Annotated in this window: 19 protein-coding genes; 13 read left to right on the forward strand and 6 right to left on the reverse strand. The window is 46.0% G+C overall.

Annotated features, from left to right (window positions below):
- Positions 1–20 precede the first annotated feature (20 nt).
- Complete coding sequence (locus EKM87_RS07210) at positions 21–692, forward strand: matrixin family metalloprotease (RefSeq protein WP_125683302.1); 672 nt, start codon at positions 21–23, stop codon at positions 690–692.
- 43 nt (positions 693–735) lie between these two features.
- On the opposite strand, the gene adhP is transcribed toward EKM87_RS07210, so the two are convergent.
- A complete protein-coding gene (gene adhP / locus EKM87_RS07215) occupies positions 736–1752 on the reverse strand; it encodes an alcohol dehydrogenase AdhP (protein ID WP_125683304.1) in 1017 nt (338 codons plus the stop codon).
- A 417-nt stretch (positions 1753–2169) separates the two neighbouring features.
- On the opposite strand from adhP, the gene EKM87_RS07220 reads away from it, so the two are divergent.
- The gene (locus EKM87_RS07220; RefSeq protein WP_125683306.1) at positions 2170–2856 is read left to right on the forward strand and encodes a response regulator transcription factor; all 687 of its coding nucleotides are present in this window, start codon (positions 2170–2172) and stop codon (positions 2854–2856) included.
- On the forward strand, positions 2853–4487 hold the full coding sequence (locus tag EKM87_RS07225) for a HAMP domain-containing sensor histidine kinase (RefSeq protein WP_125683308.1): 1635 nt from the start codon (positions 2853–2855) through the stop codon (positions 4485–4487). Before EKM87_RS07220 ends, EKM87_RS07225 begins: the two co-directional genes overlap by 4 nt.
- Positions 4488–4599: 112 nt before the next feature.
- Here EKM87_RS07225 and EKM87_RS07230 read toward each other — a convergent pair whose 3' ends face one another.
- Complete coding sequence (locus EKM87_RS07230) at positions 4600–5472, reverse strand: hypothetical protein (RefSeq protein ID WP_125683310.1); 873 nt, start codon at positions 5470–5472, stop codon at positions 4600–4602.
- A 199-nt stretch (positions 5473–5671) separates the two neighbouring features.
- Positions 5672–5908, reverse strand: a complete 237-nt coding sequence (locus tag EKM87_RS07235) for a hypothetical protein (RefSeq protein WP_125683312.1) — start codon at positions 5906–5908, stop codon at positions 5672–5674.
- Positions 5909–6110: 202 nt separating this feature from the next.
- Here EKM87_RS07235 and EKM87_RS07240 point away from each other — a divergent pair, with 202 nt between their 5' ends.
- Positions 6111–6515 (forward strand): YxeA family protein, encoded by a 405-nt coding sequence (locus EKM87_RS07240; protein ID WP_125683314.1) that lies wholly within the window; start codon positions 6111–6113, stop codon positions 6513–6515.
- Between the two features lie 459 nt (positions 6516–6974).
- Here EKM87_RS07240 and yidC read toward each other — a convergent pair whose 3' ends face one another.
- Positions 6975–7889, reverse strand: coding sequence for a membrane protein insertase YidC (yidC, locus tag EKM87_RS07245; RefSeq protein WP_125683316.1), 915 nt, complete (start codon positions 7887–7889; stop codon positions 6975–6977).
- Between the two features lie 225 nt (positions 7890–8114).
- On the reverse strand, positions 8115–8387 hold the full coding sequence (locus EKM87_RS07250; RefSeq protein WP_125683318.1) for an acylphosphatase: 273 nt from the start codon (positions 8385–8387) through the stop codon (positions 8115–8117).
- Positions 8388–8503: 116 nt separating this feature from the next.
- On the opposite strand from EKM87_RS07250, the gene EKM87_RS07255 reads away from it, so the two are divergent.
- The 3 genes from EKM87_RS07255 to EKM87_RS07265 all read left to right on the forward strand — a co-directional run bounded on the left by EKM87_RS07255 (position 8504) and on the right by EKM87_RS07265 (position 10299).
- Entirely contained in the window at positions 8504–9274 is a 771-nt protein-coding gene (locus tag EKM87_RS07255) for a TrmH family RNA methyltransferase (RefSeq protein ID WP_125683320.1), read from the forward strand.
- A gap of 123 nt (positions 9275–9397) precedes the next feature.
- On the forward strand, positions 9398–9895 hold the full coding sequence (locus EKM87_RS07260; protein ID WP_125683322.1) for an HD domain-containing protein: 498 nt from the start codon (positions 9398–9400) through the stop codon (positions 9893–9895).
- A 35-nt stretch (positions 9896–9930) separates the two neighbouring features.
- Positions 9931–10299 (forward strand): winged helix-turn-helix transcriptional regulator, encoded by a 369-nt coding sequence (locus tag EKM87_RS07265; protein ID WP_125683393.1) that lies wholly within the window; start codon positions 9931–9933, stop codon positions 10297–10299.
- Positions 10300–10321: 22 nt separating this feature from the next.
- Here EKM87_RS07265 and EKM87_RS12615 read toward each other — a convergent pair whose 3' ends face one another.
- Positions 10322–10453 carry a hypothetical protein gene (locus EKM87_RS12615; protein ID WP_263853769.1) on the reverse strand — a complete coding sequence of 44 codons (132 nt, stop codon included), beginning with the start codon at positions 10451–10453 and terminating at the stop codon, positions 10322–10324.
- 225 nt (positions 10454–10678) lie between these two features.
- Here EKM87_RS12615 and pheS point away from each other — a divergent pair, with 225 nt between their 5' ends.
- The 6 genes from pheS (at position 10679) to EKM87_RS07295 (ending at position 17453) form a co-directional block, all read left to right on the forward strand.
- On the forward strand, positions 10679–11725 hold the full coding sequence (pheS, locus tag EKM87_RS07270) for a phenylalanine--tRNA ligase subunit alpha (RefSeq protein WP_125683324.1): 1047 nt from the start codon (positions 10679–10681) through the stop codon (positions 11723–11725).
- A 9-nt stretch (positions 11726–11734) separates the two neighbouring features.
- Positions 11735–14143, forward strand: a complete 2409-nt coding sequence (gene pheT, locus EKM87_RS07275) for a phenylalanine--tRNA ligase subunit beta (protein WP_125683326.1) — start codon at positions 11735–11737, stop codon at positions 14141–14143.
- 336 nt (positions 14144–14479) lie between these two features.
- Positions 14480–15613, forward strand: a complete 1134-nt coding sequence (mltG, locus tag EKM87_RS07280; RefSeq protein ID WP_125683328.1) for an endolytic transglycosylase MltG — start codon at positions 14480–14482, stop codon at positions 15611–15613.
- Between the two features lie 3 nt (positions 15614–15616).
- Entirely contained in the window at positions 15617–16300 is a 684-nt protein-coding gene (udk, locus tag EKM87_RS07285; RefSeq protein ID WP_125683330.1) for a uridine kinase, read from the forward strand.
- Positions 16301–16406: 106 nt separating this feature from the next.
- Entirely contained in the window at positions 16407–16883 is a 477-nt protein-coding gene (gene greA / locus EKM87_RS07290; RefSeq protein WP_125683332.1) for a transcription elongation factor GreA, read from the forward strand.
- 261 nt (positions 16884–17144) lie between these two features.
- Positions 17145–17453, forward strand: coding sequence for a HesB/YadR/YfhF family protein (locus tag EKM87_RS07295; RefSeq protein ID WP_125683334.1), 309 nt, complete (start codon positions 17145–17147; stop codon positions 17451–17453).
- The last annotated feature ends 57 nt before the right edge of the window (positions 17454–17510 follow it).

Below are 17510 nucleotides of genomic sequence, written 5' to 3' on the forward strand. Positions count from 1 at the left end.
AGTGAATAAGGAGAATCTGAATGCGGAAACGTTGGTTAGTGCTAATCTTACTGGTCGTGAGTGGTCTGAGTGTGTTGTATGTGCGGCATGATTTGCCGCAGGTCGTGCGTTCTTCCCAGGTGACGGTCGCTAAAGCGGCAAGCCGGCTAGGCATTAAGTTGCCATTGGTTGGGCGCAAGGAGACTGCCGGAGCGACGCCCGTTGAGAAAATTGTTAAACCCGGGCAGCTTAAGCCGACCTATTATTATCATTTCGAACCGCGGACGCCCCCAAAGACTCAGGCGCTATTTGAACGGGCAATTGCCGTCTACAACGCTACGGGCATCGTTAATTTGGTAGCAGGCCGACCGGGACTCGGGCAAAATGGCATAAGCTTATATACGTATCACAAGGATCTATCAAACCAACCGGGGTACTTGGAGTTGGGAAAGGGTGGTCCAGAGATTCAAACGATTAGTGGTATCAATCTGCTAACGGTTAATCGCGGTCGCGCGGGATTGAATGCACACTATCCTGACAGGGGTCTCCAGGAGTCCGTGGCTATTCATGAGATTGGACATGTGCTGGGGCTAGATCACAGTCAGAACCGAGGATCGGTAATGTATGCGATTGATCAGGGACATCTACGATTGTCGACGGGGGATCTCCTAGCTCTGCAGTATCTGTATCCGAAAAAAGGACAAAAAAAGTAGCGTTCCTCACGGGAAACGCTACTTTTGATGTTTTTAGAGGAGATTACTTCGTGAAATCAACGACCATCCGACCAACGATTGAGTTGCTCTTCATTTCGTCAATGATGTCGTTAACTTCGTCCAAACGACGTGTCTTAACGATAGGGTGAACCTTACCTTCAGCACCGAATTGGAAAGCTTCAGCTAAGTCTTGACGGGTACCAACTAAGGAACCACGAACTGAGATACCATCCAGAACGGTCTTAGCAATGTTCAATTCCATATCACCTTGTGGTAAAGCAACGGCAACTAACTTGCCATCTGGCTTCAAAGCGTTAACGGATTGGGTGAAGGCGTCTTTCGTAACGGCCGTAACTTGGGCGTTATCAACACCACCAACTTTTTCCTGAATTTGTTCAGCAACGTTGTCATCATGACGGTTGATCAGGATTTCGGCACCGTCTTTCTTAGCAGCAGCTAACTTGTCAGGGTTACCATCAACGGCAACAACGTGAGCACCGAAGACATTGTGTGCGTATTGGATAGCCAGGTTACCTAAACCACCGGCACCAACAACTTCAACCCATTGGCCTGGCTTCGTTTCACCAGTCTTCAAAGCTTTGTACATCGTAACACCGGCACAAGTCAGGGAAGTTGCTTCTACTGGGTCCAAGCCTTCTGGGACCTTAACGGCGTAGTTAGCATCAACGATGCATTCTTCAGCCATGGCACCATCAACGGTAAAACCGGAGTTTTGAACGTTACGGCAAAGAGTTTCACGACCGGTTAAGCAGTATTCACAGTGGCCACAGCCCTTGAAGAACCAAGCAACGGAAACCCGGTCACCAATCTTCAAATTATCAACATCGTCGGCAACTTGGATAACTTTACCAACACCTTCATGGCCAATGATCCGGCCTGGTTGCTTGCCAAAGTCACCAGCGGCAACGTGCAAGTCGGTGTGGCAAAGACCACAATACTCCATCTTAACTAAGGCTTCACCATGGGTAATGGGACGTAAAGTAACATCTTTAATATCAACGTAACCGTCGACTGAATCGCGAATAACAGCAGCTTTCATGAAAAAATCCCCTTTTCTTTTTTGTCTACATGCTCAGTATACAGCAAGTCCAAATAGTTTCAAGTGAATTTTTTAACATATACCATCTTTTTTTGTGAAAGTATTTAAACCATTCGCAGTAGCACTGACTTGGCCTGATTAGTTTGCTCAATAAACGGATGTGAATAGTGAAACTAGCGAGCTTTCATAGGCAACAATAAATTTTCGGGACAATCGGTTGCACGTTTTCAGAAAAGGTTAAAAAAGTCTATAGATGATTAAATTCACAAGTTTTCTGTGAACGGCGCAGGGGTTTTCGCATACAATTATGAGAAAATATGATAAAATTAAATGTTGAATGAATATCGGACGTTCGCTCATTCGTTGGGACACTTGAAGGGCGAGCGCGGTTAATTATCCTAGAGGAGTTAAAGCGCAATGAGTCGAATTTTAATTATTGAAGATGAAAAAAACCTTGCCCGTTTCGTGGAATTGGAACTCAAACACGAAGGGTATGAAACCAACGTGCAATTCAATGGCCGGACGGGGCTAGAAGCAGCATTATCACAGGATTTCGACGTTATTTTACTTGATTTGATGTTGCCAGAATTAAATGGGATTGAAGTCGCCCGGCGGGTTCGTGAAGAAAAAAGCACGCCAATCATTATGATGACAGCCCGTGATTCAGTGATCGACCGAGTTTCCGGCTTGGATCATGGTGCGGATGACTACATTGTTAAGCCATTTGCTATTGAAGAATTATTGGCCCGGGTGCGGGCACTTCTTCGGCGGATTCATCTGGAAGGTGAACAGAAGAACACCAAGCAGACGACGGTTAAGTTCAAGGACCTGACGATTGAAAAAGAAAACCGAATCGTTCGTCGTGGTGATGAAGTGATTAACCTGACGAAGCGGGAATATGAGTTACTGTTAGCCTTAATGGAAAACATCAATGTGGTGTTGGCCAGAGATGTGTTACTGACAAAGGTTTGGGGTTACGAATCCGAAGTTGAAACTAACGTGGTGGACGTATACGTGCGTTACCTTCGGAACAAAATTGATGTCGCCGGTCAGAAGAGTTATATCCAGACTGTCCGGGGTACAGGGTACGTGATGCGTTCGTGAGATCGCCACAAGTCGATGAATCTTTGAATGATGAGCCAAAGAAATCTAAGGGCTTCCGTTTTTCACTGAAGTGGGAATGGGCGCTGTCCACCGTTTTTGGCGTATTAGTCATTTTTGGGGTCATCGTTTTTCTTATTTTTAACAGCTTTATGACGGTATTGATGCGGCAGGAAAAGACCCATGTTGCGGATTCAATGAACGTAGTGGTTGAACGGTTGAATAGCCAGCAAACACCGTTGACTAGTGCGGGGGTGAACCGCCAGTTGCGGCCACGAGCAGTGCTCGGAACGACCAAACAACCGGGTGCTTCTTATAATAATGCTGTAATTACGAGTTTAGCGCGTGATAGTCAAACGGTAACTGTTTTCGATGCACAGGGCAGGGAACTGTTTGCCACGGGCCAAAGTAAAACGGCTTTCAAACAAACCCGCAGTCAGCGAATTGTGACTCAGACGATTAACCACCGTAAACACTTGGTGGGCCGCATGCCTATCAAGGCTAAGCAGGGAAATCTCCTGCTGGGTTACGTGCAGGTCACTGATAATCTCCGGGATTATCACAGCACTCAAGTGACCCTGTTGCAGGTTGAAATTGTGCTCGGGTTGATGGCAGCGTTAGCAGCGGCGGTTCTGAGCTATAGCTTGGCAACCTTCCTGTTACGACCGGTCGAGGCCATTAGGGATGCTATTCATGCCGTTAGGGAGGATCCGCAGACGGATGTCCGTGTACCCGAGATGCACCATCAAGATGAGCTGAGCGACCTGGGAGCACTGTTTAACGACATGTTAGACACGACCCAGCGCTATATGGACCAGCAACAGCAATTTGTGGAGGACGTTTCCCATGAGTTAAGAACGCCAGTGGCCATTATTCAAGGACACATGGAGATGCTTAATCGGTGGGGCAAGGACGACCCAGAGGTGCTGGATGAGTCCATCAAAGCTTCCTTACAGGAAACGAAACGGATGCAGAGTCTGGTTCAAGAAATGTTGGATCTCCAGCGGGCGGAACAGATTGAGGTCAATTACCCGAACGAAGTCACTGATGTCAGTGAAGTGGTTCTACAAGTCTTTGACAACTTCAAGATGATCCATCCGGACTACGTCTTCATCTTAGATGACGATGTCCGTCACACCTTACAGGCGCAGATCTACCGGAATCACTTGGAACAGATTCTGATTATTTTGTTAGATAATGCGGTCAAGTATTCTCAAAAACGTAAAGAGGTTCATCTGACGTACGAAAGTGATCGTCGAAACCTCGAAATTGCCGTTCAAGACTTCGGGGAAGGTATCTCTCAGGAGAACCGCGACCGAGTCTTCAACCGTTTCTACCGGGTGGATAAGGCTCGTTCTCGAACCAAGGGGGGCAATGGCTTGGGACTATCGATCGCCAAACGGTTGATTGAGGCTTACCATGGCCGAATCACCATCGAAAGTGCCTTGGGTCACGGCTCCGTTTTCCGGATCTCGCTACCGATTTTGTCGGATGCAGATGCCCAGGTCTTAAATGCGAAGAAGGAGCAGATTCAAGCAGCCAATGATATTCCGGGTATCCAGTCACAATTATTGGAGGATGCACCGGTGGATTCGCCTAAACCGTCAGACGATTCATCTAAATCAGATCTTTAGCCTTCGTTAGTTGCTAGAAAATTAATATAATTAAAAATGGGAGATAGGCCATACGGGTCCATCTCCCATTTTTTGATGAATTAATTATTCTCTGGCTATAACCATTGGGTAATTACTTCACTCTCTGGGCAATAGCAAAAGCATAGAACTTAACGGTAAGAGGAGTATTATCTTTAGCCTTATTGCCAGTTGTATTTTCGGCAATATTTAGCCCAATTTGATAGTTCTTCAAACGTTTTAGCTTTGCAGTTGTTAATCCGTAGTCTTTTGCTAGAATACGCTTAACTTTCTTAACTCGGGTAGCAGTTGCGACATTATTGCTCTGCTTTAAATAGGCAGTAACCTTAGGGAAATATGTAATATGCTTATAGTTTTTGGTCTTTAGAGAGCTAAATTTAACATCGGGAAGAGACGAATCTTCATCGGACATGGTTTCCGCGAATTTATAAGCAGCAATATTAGTTAAATCTAAGTTTAACTTCATATTTGGTAATGCTTTGACTAAAGCCTTAGTAATTTTTTGTGATTTAGAGTATTTAATGTAATTGGCATAGTCTGCGTTGTTAGAAAACTTTGCTAGTCGAACATAACGGCTTTTGAGCCGATCCATTGCTAATCCTTTGGTCAAATATCCACGCCAAACATAGCCAAGCGTTCCTTTAGGATGCTTTTTGGTGCCACCAGCATCGACATAATAATAGACGGCTTTTGTATTTCCATGTTTAAGAACCGCAATTGAATTAAGTGTGAACGTCGTGTTGGGACGATCGGTCAAATATCCGTATCGTTTAGTGTGCTTCTTATTCCAAAGAGCAACCCGTTTATTGGGGTGCTTTGCCCGATAAGAAGTTGCTGGCACGTTGTACCACTTCTCTGAAACTACTGTGTACTTTGTTGCAGCTTGAGCCGATGGGGAAGATATGAGACATAATGCAATGCCAAGTGTTACGCCCAAAACAATACCTAGTCCATTTCTTAATTTCATAGCATTCACTCCTCTTACTTGAGTCTACCATGAATTGGAGATGGATTAAAACAATGCTCGATGGCTAAGACAGGCCGTTCAGTTCCGTAAAATAGGCTATATCAAGGGATTAGGCGGTAAAATTCTAGGATTCATATCCAAGATAGCGGTCTTCTCACCACTTTTAAGGTGGATTGTTTTTTCGGTAGGGAACTTGATTTCACACTTTCCTTTCAACGTCGTTTAAACGATTATTTTTAAAGAAAGTCTCAAACGGTCTTGGGTAAATAACAGTAGATTCAAAATAAACAACTGGATTAGTCGTTAGATTGCAAGGCTTTAAAACCGGTAATCGTATGGGCAAAGGTGAAATTATAAAGATGCTTCTTTTGGTGGTAGATAGCCCAACTGCTTTTCCCATTGAGACATCAATACCAATAACATCAGGTTGTTCCAAAACTAACGTTTCCTAAAACGGAACTATGCTAAGATTAACTCCGGCTATCTTCATTTCCTAACCACGGTTCCGAAGACCCCCATATTTAAACCTGAATTGCAGTAGGATTTTTTCAAAAGCGGGGTTGACAGCCTCTATAAATTTCGCTATTCTGTGGTAACTACTTAATTACTATAGTAATTAACCAATGCAGGAGGATATTATGAAAATTTGGGGGAAATTTGGTTTATTTATCATTGGACTCGCGGCCGTTGCTGGGGTAGGCGCAATTTTATTGCCAGCCTTGACCAAAAATAGACATTCGGAATTGGCAATGGCTATCGATAATGTGAACCCGTTAGTGAAGAATGAAACGGTTTATGCGTCGACATCTGCTAAGCCGGTACGCCAGTTTATTGGTGGGGGTGGTGAGAAGGAATATACGTACCAGCTGGTAACTTACAATCAGCAAGGAAAATCGCGGACGTTGACCTTTGATTCTCAGTGGCGGTTGAAACCACAGCGCTTTTTGAAAATTGAAACAAAGGGACAAAATGTGGAGTCTTGGTCTGAAGCGAAAAAAGAGTCAGTCCCCAGCGGAGTTCGGCAGAATTTGATGATGTCGTAAGCAAGTTCCCCTTAGATGGGGTGACTAAATACCTAATTTACACTTTCTGTATCTAACAACATCGGAGCGTTTTGTAATATGGTCAAGTGTTGACATGACTTGTGACGATTACGCTAGGGTAGCAATTGATTGACAACTATCTGAATTTCCAGAAGAGGTCTAGATGGATAGCTGAAGGGTGAAAGTAAGCCTCTTGTAATAGGCAATCATAATGAATATTGTCCTGATTTCACGATGACTAACCATTTTGGCAAATTTGGCGGTAGTTCGGCAGACTGCGGTCGTCGATGGTCGTCGATTCTTAGCTGTTAAGTTGATGCTTGTATTAATCAATAAGCCAAGTAATGCGGTTTGCCAATTGGCCAGCCAATCACGCTTCTTTTTAAAAAGGTTACACAAAAACCGCCATCCCAGGACTAATCTGGAATGGCGGTTTTAAGCTGCGTTAGTCAGAATTGCTTAATGGTGATGCTGTTGTTTGCCAGCATTCCGATTGCGATTCTTGGTACTCGTTTGTTTGGCAGCGAGGGCCTTCTTTTCGGGCTCAGCTGGCTTAGCAACAACGGGTTCAACTACTGGTGCGGGATTTTCCTTCATCTTGGCTTGGATTTCTTTACGAATCCGTGGTCGGTAGAAGTTGATGATCAACGTTTGGATGCAGGCAAATAACCCACCGACGAAGAAGTATAAGCCTAACCCGGCCGGTGAACTCATCGTGAAGAACAGAATCATCACGGGTGAGAGCAACAAGGTCATACGCATTTGTTTTTTCTGATCGTCAGGCATCCCCAACATGGATAGGTACCCTTGTAACAGGTAAGAGGCGAAGGAGAGAATTGCCAGAATCCAACTTGACTTCCCTAAGGGGATGTTCATGAAGACGGAACTCGATAACTCTGGTGAGTACCGAATGGCGGCGTACAGTGCAGCAAAGATCGGCATTTGAATCAACAATGGCAAACAGCCGATTCCACCGGTCATACTGATACCGTTATTCCGGTAGAGAGCCATCATGGCTTGACTGGCAGCCTGTTGTTCTTCGGGTGTCTTTGCAGCCTTCTGTTGTTTTTGCAAGGCCGTCATTTGCGGTCGAACCATGGAAATCTTTTCCTGTTGAACCGTGGCGCCACGCATTTGCTTGACCATGATTGGCAAGAGCACCATCCGTACGATAACGGTTAGGGCGATAATGGCCCAACCATAACTACCGCCGAAGATGTTGGCAAACCAGTTCATGACGTGTTGTCCAGGAACGGCTAAATAATCGTACACGAACCCGTAAGGTTTACCGTTTTTGGTCTGCACACAGCCGCTTAGCAGAAGTGCGAGTCCGGCCAGCGAACCGAGCGCTGTGACTTTCTTGGATATTTTCATTTTATGTTTTGAACCCCTTTATAATTGCTGTGTAGAGCGTGAACGCTCCCGACGACGAAAACGCCGTCAACATCAAACATCTTACTTGATTTAGAGGCCTTTTTCAAATAATAACCAAAAGTTATCCATAAAATAATATTCACGGTGGTGAGTGCTCTTAAGCATATAGTTGAATCAGTCCATGAAATTGGACTCATTGGTGCAGATAACGTTATTTAGCATCGGCTAAGCAATGATCTGAAAACCGTTAAAGTGGTGTAGGGGGAGGTCCGTTACGTCGATGGCTTGAACGGAAATCCAGGGAGCTAGGCCATGATTGAGCTGGGTTTGAAAGTCAACGAGTTGGTGTGAGTCGCCGGTGGCCAATACTTCGACCTGACCGTTGCTACAATTTCTGACGGTGCCGGTGACACCTAGTTGCTGGGCTACCTTGGCTGCTGACCACCGAAAACCGACGCCCTGAACCAGACCACTAATAATGAGTTTTTGGGTTTGCACAGTGTTGATTGCCTCCTTCTAAGCGTGATTTCTTTCTTAATCATACCGCGTAACGCCCTAGAGCAACTAGCAATATGGTAAACTTAGGAAAACAAATTGGATGGGAGTAAGCGACCGTGAGAGAAAAGATAACGTCAGGGCAAAATAAGCGCGTCAAGCAGTGGCGGGCTTTGACTAGTAAAAAGGGACGGAAAGCAACTCAAACCTACCTATTAGAAAGTTGGCATTTGGTTCAGGAGGCAATCAAGGCTCAGCAACCACTGACTGCCATCTTGGGAACGGCTGAGCAGTTGGACCGGCACGCTGCTGAGCTACCGGATAACGTCGATATTTTCGAACTGACTGAAAGTATTGCCAATACAATCGGGGATACTGGTACCCCCCAAGGAATTTTTGCAACTGCGCCGTTAACACGCGATGAAGACGTTGATCCAGCTGTGGCGACTGGTGTCTGGCTCTTCCTCGACTACGTACAAGATCCCGGTAACATTGGGACCATGGTGCGGACGGCAGATGCGGCGGGTCTGGCCGGGGTAGTCTTTGGCAAGGGAACGGCGAGTCACTACCTGCCTAAAGTTCTGCGATCCATGCAAGGGAGTCAGTTTCACATCCAAGTGGTGGAAGCCGACCTGCATGACTGGATCAGTGCCTTCACGAGTCGGCACTTACCCGTCTATGGAACGAATCTAGATCCACAGGCGAAAGATTACCGGGATGTGCCCGCTCTCAGTGCAGGTGCTATCATCATGGGTAACGAGGGTAATGGAATGGCGCCCGACCTCCAGCAGATGACGACTAGAAACCTGTATATTCCCATCAAGGGTCAGGCAGAATCACTGAACGTGGCGATTGCTGCGGGAGTCGTGATGTTTCGGCTAGTGGGCTGATGGTTAAGAAACGGTAAACCCGCTCAAAAATGAAGCGTAATGGTTGCAATTTAGCCAAAAGCAAGTAAGATATAGGGTTAAGAAGACTGAAAATCATAATTTCAAATGAAAAGGAAGCATTCTATGACCAAACTTACTTGGCGCGATGACCCCGAGTACCTTGCTTTAGTTTCTGACTTGTTGGCACAGGAGCCGGTTCAACGCCTGGCGAATTATACCCAGCATCACCACTCTAACCGATTAGACCACTCTATTTCGGTTTCCTACAATAGCTATTTGATTGCAAAGAAACTTGGTTTGAATACCCGGGCCACTGCGCGGGGTGGGTTGTTACATGACTTGTTTTATTATGATTGGCGCACGACGAAGTTCAATCTGGGCTCGCACGCATTCATCCATCCACGAGTTTCCCTCCGGAACGCTGAGAAGCTGACGGACCTGAGCCCAATGGAAAAAGATATTATTCTGAAGCATATGTGGGGTGCCACCCTCGCTATGCCTAAATACCGGGAGAGTGTCATTGTTTCTTTGGTGGATGACTATGAAGCTGTTCATGAATTCTGTGGACCAGCCCGTAAGCGTGTTGAAGCTCTGATGGACAAGGTTACGCCTAACGCCTAGTTTCAGTGAAACCTGGATGGGAGGCAACGATGAAGATGCAAACAATGTCACCAAAGGTGCCTGACGAATCCACTGTGGATTTCACACTTTGTCCACGATTCGAACAGACTTTTTCTTTTTTGGGTAAGAAGTGGAATGGCTTAATTATTGATGTTCTGCTTCAAGAAGGTCCACAACGATTCCGTGATTTAGCGCGGAAGATTCCGCGTTGCAGCGATCGGGTCCTGGTTGAGCGTTTAAAGGAATTGGAAGTTAATGGCGTGATTGTTCGCCGGACCTTTCCAGACAACGCGTTGATCGAATACGAATTAACCCAAAAGGGGCAAGAGTTCAAAGATATCATGTTGGCCGTTCACGCTTGGTCAGATAAGTGGTATTGCCCAACGGAAACCAACCAGAAGTAGTTGACAGTTTTCAGAAAATCCGCTAGGCTAAGAGAACGTAATAGTTAAAAACGATGATAGAAAAGCAGTAGCCGGTATCGTTTGTCAGGAAGAGTTTGCCTAGACTGTAAGCAAACTTCAGACGGGTTGGTGAATTCAGTTCTTGAGTTGCCATCGGGATTCGTGGAAACACGATGAATGATCGACCGGTAAGTGACCGTTATCACGACTGAGTGTGGTCAAAGTCTTGGACTTTGGCTGAAATCAGGGTGGTACCGCGAAGCTTCGTCCCTAGTTAAGGGGCGGAGCTTTTTTGTTTGCCCAGAACGCGACTGAATCTTTGCTACCAGTGTCGTAAAACTATGATTAGAAGCAGAACATTAAAAATGGAGGATGTTGTATGTCGTTAAAAGATAAATTAAGCGAACTGCACCAACGCGGTTTGGCTGAAATTCAGAAATCAAGCGACCTCAAGGACGTGAACCAAGTCCGGGTATCGTTGTTAGGTAAAAAGGGTCCCATCACGGAAGTTTTGCGGGGCATGCGGGACTTAGACGCCGAAGAACGGCCCAAGGTTGGTGCCTTTGCCAATGAAATTCGTGATGATTTAACGGCAGCTTTGACCAAGCGTCGTGAAGAATTGGAAAATGCCGTTTTGAACGCCCGATTGGCGAATGAAAAAATCGATGTAACGTTGCCTGGGACACCAGTAGCCAAGGGTGAACCACACGTGATTCAACAAATTATCGATCAAATCGAAGACCTCTTCTTGGGAATGGGTTACCAGGTTTTGAGTGGACCTGAAGTTGAAGAAGATAAGTACAACTTTGAAATGATGAATTTGCCCAAGAATCACCCAGCTCGGGATATGCAGGATACGTTCTACATTACGAAGGAAATCTTGATGCGGACACAGACATCACCAATGCAAGCACGGACACTGGAAAAGCACGATTTTAGTCAAGGGCCGTTGAAGATGATCTCGCCTGGAGTTGTTTACCGTCGCGATACCGATGACCCAACCCACTCCCACCAATTTCATCAGGTGGAAGGGCTGGTTATCGACAAGCACGTCACCATGGCTGACCTGAAGGGGACCCTTCAAGTTCTGGCTCACGAATTGTTTGGGGATAAGTTTGACGTTCGCTTGCGGCCAAGCTACTTCCCATTTACTGAACCTTCCGTTGAAGCTGACATTACCTGCTTTAACTGTGGTGGTAAGGGCTGCGGTGTTTGCAAGAATACCGGTTGGATCGAAGTTCTCGGTGCCGGCATGGTTCACCCGAACGTCTTGAAGATGGCCGGTGTGGATCCTGATGTTTACGGTGGGTTTGCCTTCGGTGTGGGCCCAGACCGGTTCGCTATGTTGAAGTATGGGGTCGATGACATCCGGAACTTCTACTTAAATGATGTTCGCTTCCTTACGCAATTCACGAAGAAAGGATAACCGCCAACCATGAAGATTTCATACAATTGGATTAAAGAATATCTAGATTTAAACGTATCACCCGCTGATTTGGCGGAAAAAATCGAACGGACTTCCGTTGAAGTTGATGACGTCGTTAAGCCTAGTGACGGTTTAAAGAAAATCGTTGTTGGCCACGTCTTGTCGATTGAAATGCATCCAGATTCAGACCACTTGCACATTTGTCAAGTAGACGTAGGCGAAGACGAACCCTTACAAATTGTGTGTGGCGCGCCTAATATTGATAAGGGTCAAAGGGTTATTGTTGCTTTGCCTGGTTCCCGCATTGCCGGCAACGTTAAAATCAAGAAGTCTAAGATGCGCGGTGTTCCTTCCGCCGGTATGATCTGTGCTCTACAAGAAATTGGTTTTTCAGATGATGTGGTTCCTAAGGAATACGCCGATGGAATCTATGTTTTACCAGCCGATGCCACGCCGGGTGACGATGTGTACGATTACCTGGGGATGAACGACAGCCTGATCGACTTGGATGTGACACCTAACCGGGGTGACATGCTGAGCTTGAACGGAACGTTGCATGATTTGGCAGCCATCTACGACCGACCAGTTACCCTTGATCAAGTTGATTTGAAGGAAGCCGGTCACGCCATCGAAGGTCAATTGGCTGTTCACGTAGATGCTGATTTAGCCCCTCAATACCGGATGCGGTTAGTCAAGCAGGTTAAGCTGGCTCCAAGTCCAATGTGGTTACAGGTTCGTTTGTGGAACGCTGGTTACCGGCCAATCAACAACGTGGTCGATATCACGAACTACATTATGCTGAAATATGGTCAACCTTTGCACGCTTTTGACTACGACAAGTTTGCTGGCCAAGACGTTTACGTCCGGACGGCTAAAGCTGGCGAAAAGCTGACGACCTTGGATGAAGGCGAACACGACTTAGACCCACAAGATATCGTCATTGCCGACGACAAAGCCCCAATCGCGTTGGCTGGTGTGATGGGTGGATTAAGCACGGCTATTTCCGATGAGACCGTTACGGTGGCCATTGAATCTGCCGTTTTTGAACATGATCACATCCGGAAGGCGGCCCAACGGCATCACTTACACACGGATGCTTCTCAACGGTTCGAACGTGGTGTCAACCAAGCAGGGGTGCAAGAAGCCTTAGACGCTGCTGCGCAAATGATGAACGAACTGGCCGCGGGTGAAGTGCAACTGGGTTCCGTTGTGGGTTCAGCAAACATTCCTGATCCAGCGGTCATTACGATTACGTTAGGCCACATCAATGCCGTCTTGGGAACTGACCTTGACCTCACTAAAGTTACCCATATCCTGGAAAGCTTAGGCTTTGACGTCGCTAGCGAAGGCGAAACGCTTACGGTGACGGTGCCGGTTCGGCGGAACGACATTCACATTCCGGCTGATTTATTGGAAGAAATTTCCCGGATCTACGGTTACGATGAGTTACCAACGACGTTACCCACTGGGCGGATGACGATGGGGACGTTGACTTCCGCACAAAAATTGATGCGAGCAACGCGGCACTCACTGGAAGGTTTGGGCTTGAACCAAGCGATTTCTTACGCATTGACGACGGAAGATAAGGCCAAGATGTTCTTGATGCAAGACAGTGAAACGACCCAATTGGCTTGGCCAATGAGTGTTGATCACGCGGTTTTGCGGATGAACGTTGTCACGGGGCTCTTAGACGATATTGCCTACAATTCTGCTCGTAAAGTGAAGGATGTGGCTTTGTACGAACAAGGCCGGGTCTTCTATCGTGAGGATGGTACTGACCGTCCAAACGAACAGGAACACATTGCTGGTGCAATCACCGGGACGCTGATGCCTGCTGGTTGGAACCAACCTGCCCAAGAAGTTGATTTCTATCAAATCAAGGGGATCGTTGAAGCTTATCTGAAGGACATGGCCGTTAACGGGGATGTCACTTACGAAGCCAATACCGATATGCCTGAAATGCATCCAGGTCGAACCGCAGATATCTTAGTTCACGGTCACCGGATCGGTTTCATGGGTCAAGTTCACCCTACGATTGCTAAGCAATTTAAGATTGGTGCCACTTACGTCTTTGAACTCAACTTGCAGGCAATCATCGATATGCCTAAGCAGGAAAACCAATACGACGTGATTTCACGTTACCCAGCGATTACGCGGGACATTGCCATGCTGGTAGCCGATGACGTGACGAACGAACAAATCGTGGCCTTGATTGAAAAGCGGGGCGGAGCATTCCTGCAGTCCGTCAAGCTGTTTGACGTTTACGATGGTGTCAAGGTCCCTAAGGGGAAGAAGTCATTGGCTTACACCCTGACTTACCAAGACAAGAATGAAACGTTGGTCGATGACGCCGTTACGCAAGCCTTCGAAAAGGTTGAGAAACGCTTGCAAGATGACTTAGGTGCTGAAATTCGTTAATTTTCTCCTGATTACCGCTTTCGGTTGGTAGGAATACGACAGTGAACAGTTATTTCGAAATTGATAATTGGTATCATGAAATTTTAACGATTTCAGATGAATCACCTTGTTAACGTCTCTCATTTATATTTTTAAAAAACCAACTAAAAACGTGTTTGATTTTCTTGCGGGAAGATTGAACACGTTTTTGTTAAAAACGATCGTTGGTTGGGTCAGGTTGCCAACTGATTGCTGAAAAAAAGATTACATTTTCATCAAAGTCCCATTTTCATGTTCCCGCTTAGGGGGAAGTTCTGTATAATGGAGAAGACTATGGCATAGAACGGAGGAAATAAGTTGGATAATGGCACAGATCCCACGCCTACACGGCATGAAGCGGGGAATAAACGTTCATTTGGACGACGCATTATCATTGGTGTGGCAAGTCTGCTTGTGATTCTGGCAGTAGCAATTGGTGTCTTCGGGTACCACTACTTCCAGACGTCACTGAAGCCCTATGATGCTGATGATCAAAACGTGGTTCAAGTTCACGTTCCCCTTGGAGCGACCTCGAATAAGATTGGTCAGATTCTCCAGGATAAAAAAGTGGTTAAGAGTGGTATGGTTTTCAACTACTACGTCAAATCAAATAAATTCACGAATTTTCAGGCAGGTTATTATCAATTGAAACCTTCAATGAGTTTGAAGCAAATTGCTACGCAGCTTCAAAAGGGTGGTTCGGCGGAACCAATTCAGAGCCAAGCTGGTAAGGTCCTGGTTCGTGAAGGTGAGACAATTGATCAACTAGCCGCTGAGATTCCACAAACCACTGATTTCACCAAGAAGGAATTCATGAGTCTGATGAAAGATCAGGCTTTCTTCAATCAGTTGGCGGTCAAGTATCCACAGCTGTTGGGTTCAGCCAAACAGGCTAAGCACGTCCGGTATCGGTTGGAAGGTTATCTAGCTCCGGCCACGTATCAGGCTAGCAAGAAGATGACCTTGAAACAGATTGTGACCCAGATGGTTGGTAACATGAACCAGCAATTGCAACCGAGCTACGCTGCCATCAAGAAGCAAGGCCGTAGCGTTCAAGAAGTTCTGACCCTAGCGTCCTTAGTCGAACGTGAAGGGGTCACGCAATCTGACCGAGACAAGATTGCGGGGGTTTTCTTAAACCGGATCAAGGCAGGAATGGCGCTTCAATCTGATATTACCGTTCAGTATGCGTTGAAGACGACTAAGAAGACGTTGACTTACAAGGATTTGAAGGTCAAGTCACCGTATAACTTGTACATTCATACGGGATACGGGCCTGGTCCATTTGCGAACCCAAGCGCTTCATCGATCAAGGCGGTCTTACATCCGGCTGACCGAAAGAAGGGGTACTACTACTTCATCGCCAATACCAAGACGGGAAAGGTATACTTCTCAGAAACCTATGCGCAACATCAAGAAAAAACAAGTTCATTAGCAAGCGATAATAAATAAAGGATGGCGACAGTGTTGGCAGACAAAAAGCGACCGATCATTATTGGGGTAACTGGGGGTTCTGGTAGCGGTAAGACGACCGTTAGTCGGGCAATCTTCAATCAGTTGATTGGACATTCAATCATGATTTTGCAACAGGATTCGTATTACAATGATCAGTCTGAAATGACCATGGAAGAACGGGCAGCGGTGAACTATGATCACCCACTGGCCTTCGATACAGACCTTTTAATTTCCCAGTTAAAGCAACTTTTAGATCGTCAGGCAATTGAGAAGCCTGTGTATGATTACACGCTCTCAACACGTAGTGACAAGACGATTCATCAGGAACCACGGGATGTCATTATTTTGGAAGGTATCTTAATTCTAGATGATGAACGGTTGCGGGATTTGATGGACATCAAGGTCTTCGTCGATACTGATGATGATATTCGGATTATTCGGCGGATCGAACGGGACATGAATGAACGGGGCCGGTCGTTGGAATCCATTATTCAACAGTACCTAGCGACGGTTAAGCCAACTTACCATCAATTTGTTGAACCAACCAAACGTTACGCTGACCTGATTGTGCCTGAAGGTGGCGAGAACCAAGTCGCCATCGACCTGTTAGTTACCAAGATTCGGGCAATTCTTGAGGCTAGTGGTAACGAACAAGTTTTTGACAATCCAGATACAACCATATAGAATAGGACGGGTTAGCTGACAAAACAGCTAGCCTTTTCTAAATCACAATAAATTTAAGTCGTAGGGAAACTCACGACATTTAAAAACTGTTAAAGGGGTGGCCAAAGTGGCACAAGACAAAATGTATCCAATGACCGAGGAAGGCAAGGAGAAGCTTGAAGCCGAACTCGAAGATTTAAAAATTAACCAACGTCCTAAGGTAATCGATCGGATCAAGATTGCTCGTTCTTACGGGGACCTTTCAGAAAACTCTGAATACGAGTCAGCTAAGGACGAACAGAGTATGTTGGAAACGCGGATCAGCACCGTTGAACGGATGCTCCAATACGCGCAGATCATTGACAACGGTGGGACTGACAAAGACGAGATCACTGTTGGTAAGAAGGTCGTCTTCAAGGAGCTTCCCGATGAAGAGCCTGAAGAATACACGATCGTTGGGGCGGCAGAAGCTGACCCAATGTCAGGAAAAATCTCTAATGATTCACCTATTGCTAAGGGTCTTCTAGGTCATCGTAAGGGTGAAAAGGTTACGTTCGAAACGCCGGGCGGTGACATGTCCGTCGAAGTTTTAGACGTTGAATAAAGTTTTTTAAAGTGATACTAAAAAGGATCGGGTTGCTGCTTGCTCAAAAGCTGGCGCTAACCTGATCCTTTTTTAATCAACTATTTTCCAATGAAAACTTGGATGAGCGTGATGACGACGGTGCTTGAGCGTTTTGCTCGTAATACACAATTAAATCGTGCATAATAGAGTTAGTGAAATGATACTTGCAAACTACCCGTTTTTCGTGGTATAAATAGAATGAAAACGGATTCATAGTCTGTCTAAGAGGAGTCTTATATTATGAAAATTAAGGTTACTGATGCAGCAAGTAAATGGTTTCGGGAAGACATGGGCATGACCGGCCGTGGTGTTCGTTTCTTTGGTAAAGTTTACGGCAAGACCCCGGTCCACGAAGGATTTTCACTGGGAATGACGCCTGACGATCATCCCCGCCACCCAGTTGTTGCGGAGAAGAAGGATGATGTGACCTATTACATTACTGAGGGCGACCAATGGTTCTTCGTGGGTTATGATTTAACAATTGATTACGACGCCAAGACGGATGGTCCCGTCTACCAATACGATGACAATGGTGAACTTGATAAATAGCTATTGTCAGTCGGACTATCGCTAAATTGCTTCACAAGTAAAAAGGTCATCGTCAAT

Origin of the sequence: Levilactobacillus yonginensis (assembly GCF_003946265.1) — a bacterium.
GTDB classification, from domain to species: Bacteria; Bacillota; Bacilli; order Lactobacillales; family Lactobacillaceae; genus Levilactobacillus; species Levilactobacillus yonginensis.

Bases quoted from the DNA above. Each gene is read 5' to 3' on its own strand.
- EKM87_RS07265 (WP_125683393.1), top strand. From the start codon at position 9,931: ATGCAAACAATGTCACCAAAGGTGCCTGACGAATCCACTGTGGATTTC.
- pheS (WP_125683324.1), top strand. From the start codon at position 10,679: ATGTCGTTAAAAGATAAATTAAGCGAACTGCACCAACGCGGTTTGGCT.
- yidC (WP_125683316.1), bottom strand. From the start codon at position 7,889: ATGAAAATATCCAAGAAAGTCACAGCGCTCGGTTCGCTGGCCGGACTC.
- EKM87_RS12615 (WP_263853769.1), bottom strand. From the start codon at position 10,453: ATGGCAACTCAAGAACTGAATTCACCAACCCGTCTGAAGTTTGCTTAC.
- EKM87_RS07230 (WP_125683310.1), bottom strand. From the start codon at position 5,472: ATGAAATTAAGAAATGGACTAGGTATTGTTTTGGGCGTAACACTTGGC.
- pheT (WP_125683326.1), top strand. From the start codon at position 11,735: ATGAAGATTTCATACAATTGGATTAAAGAATATCTAGATTTAAACGTA.
- udk (WP_125683330.1), top strand. From the start codon at position 15,617: ATGGCGACAGTGTTGGCAGACAAAAAGCGACCGATCATTATTGGGGTA.
- EKM87_RS07295 (WP_125683334.1), top strand. From the start codon at position 17,145: ATGAAAATTAAGGTTACTGATGCAGCAAGTAAATGGTTTCGGGAAGAC.
- EKM87_RS07240 (WP_125683314.1), top strand. From the start codon at position 6,111: ATGAAAATTTGGGGGAAATTTGGTTTATTTATCATTGGACTCGCGGCC.
- EKM87_RS07260 (WP_125683322.1), top strand. From the start codon at position 9,398: ATGACCAAACTTACTTGGCGCGATGACCCCGAGTACCTTGCTTTAGTT.
- EKM87_RS07210 (WP_125683302.1), top strand. From the start codon at position 21: ATGCGGAAACGTTGGTTAGTGCTAATCTTACTGGTCGTGAGTGGTCTG.
- adhP (WP_125683304.1), bottom strand. From the start codon at position 1,752: ATGAAAGCTGCTGTTATTCGCGATTCAGTCGACGGTTACGTTGATATT.
- EKM87_RS07220 (WP_125683306.1), top strand. From the start codon at position 2,170: ATGAGTCGAATTTTAATTATTGAAGATGAAAAAAACCTTGCCCGTTTC.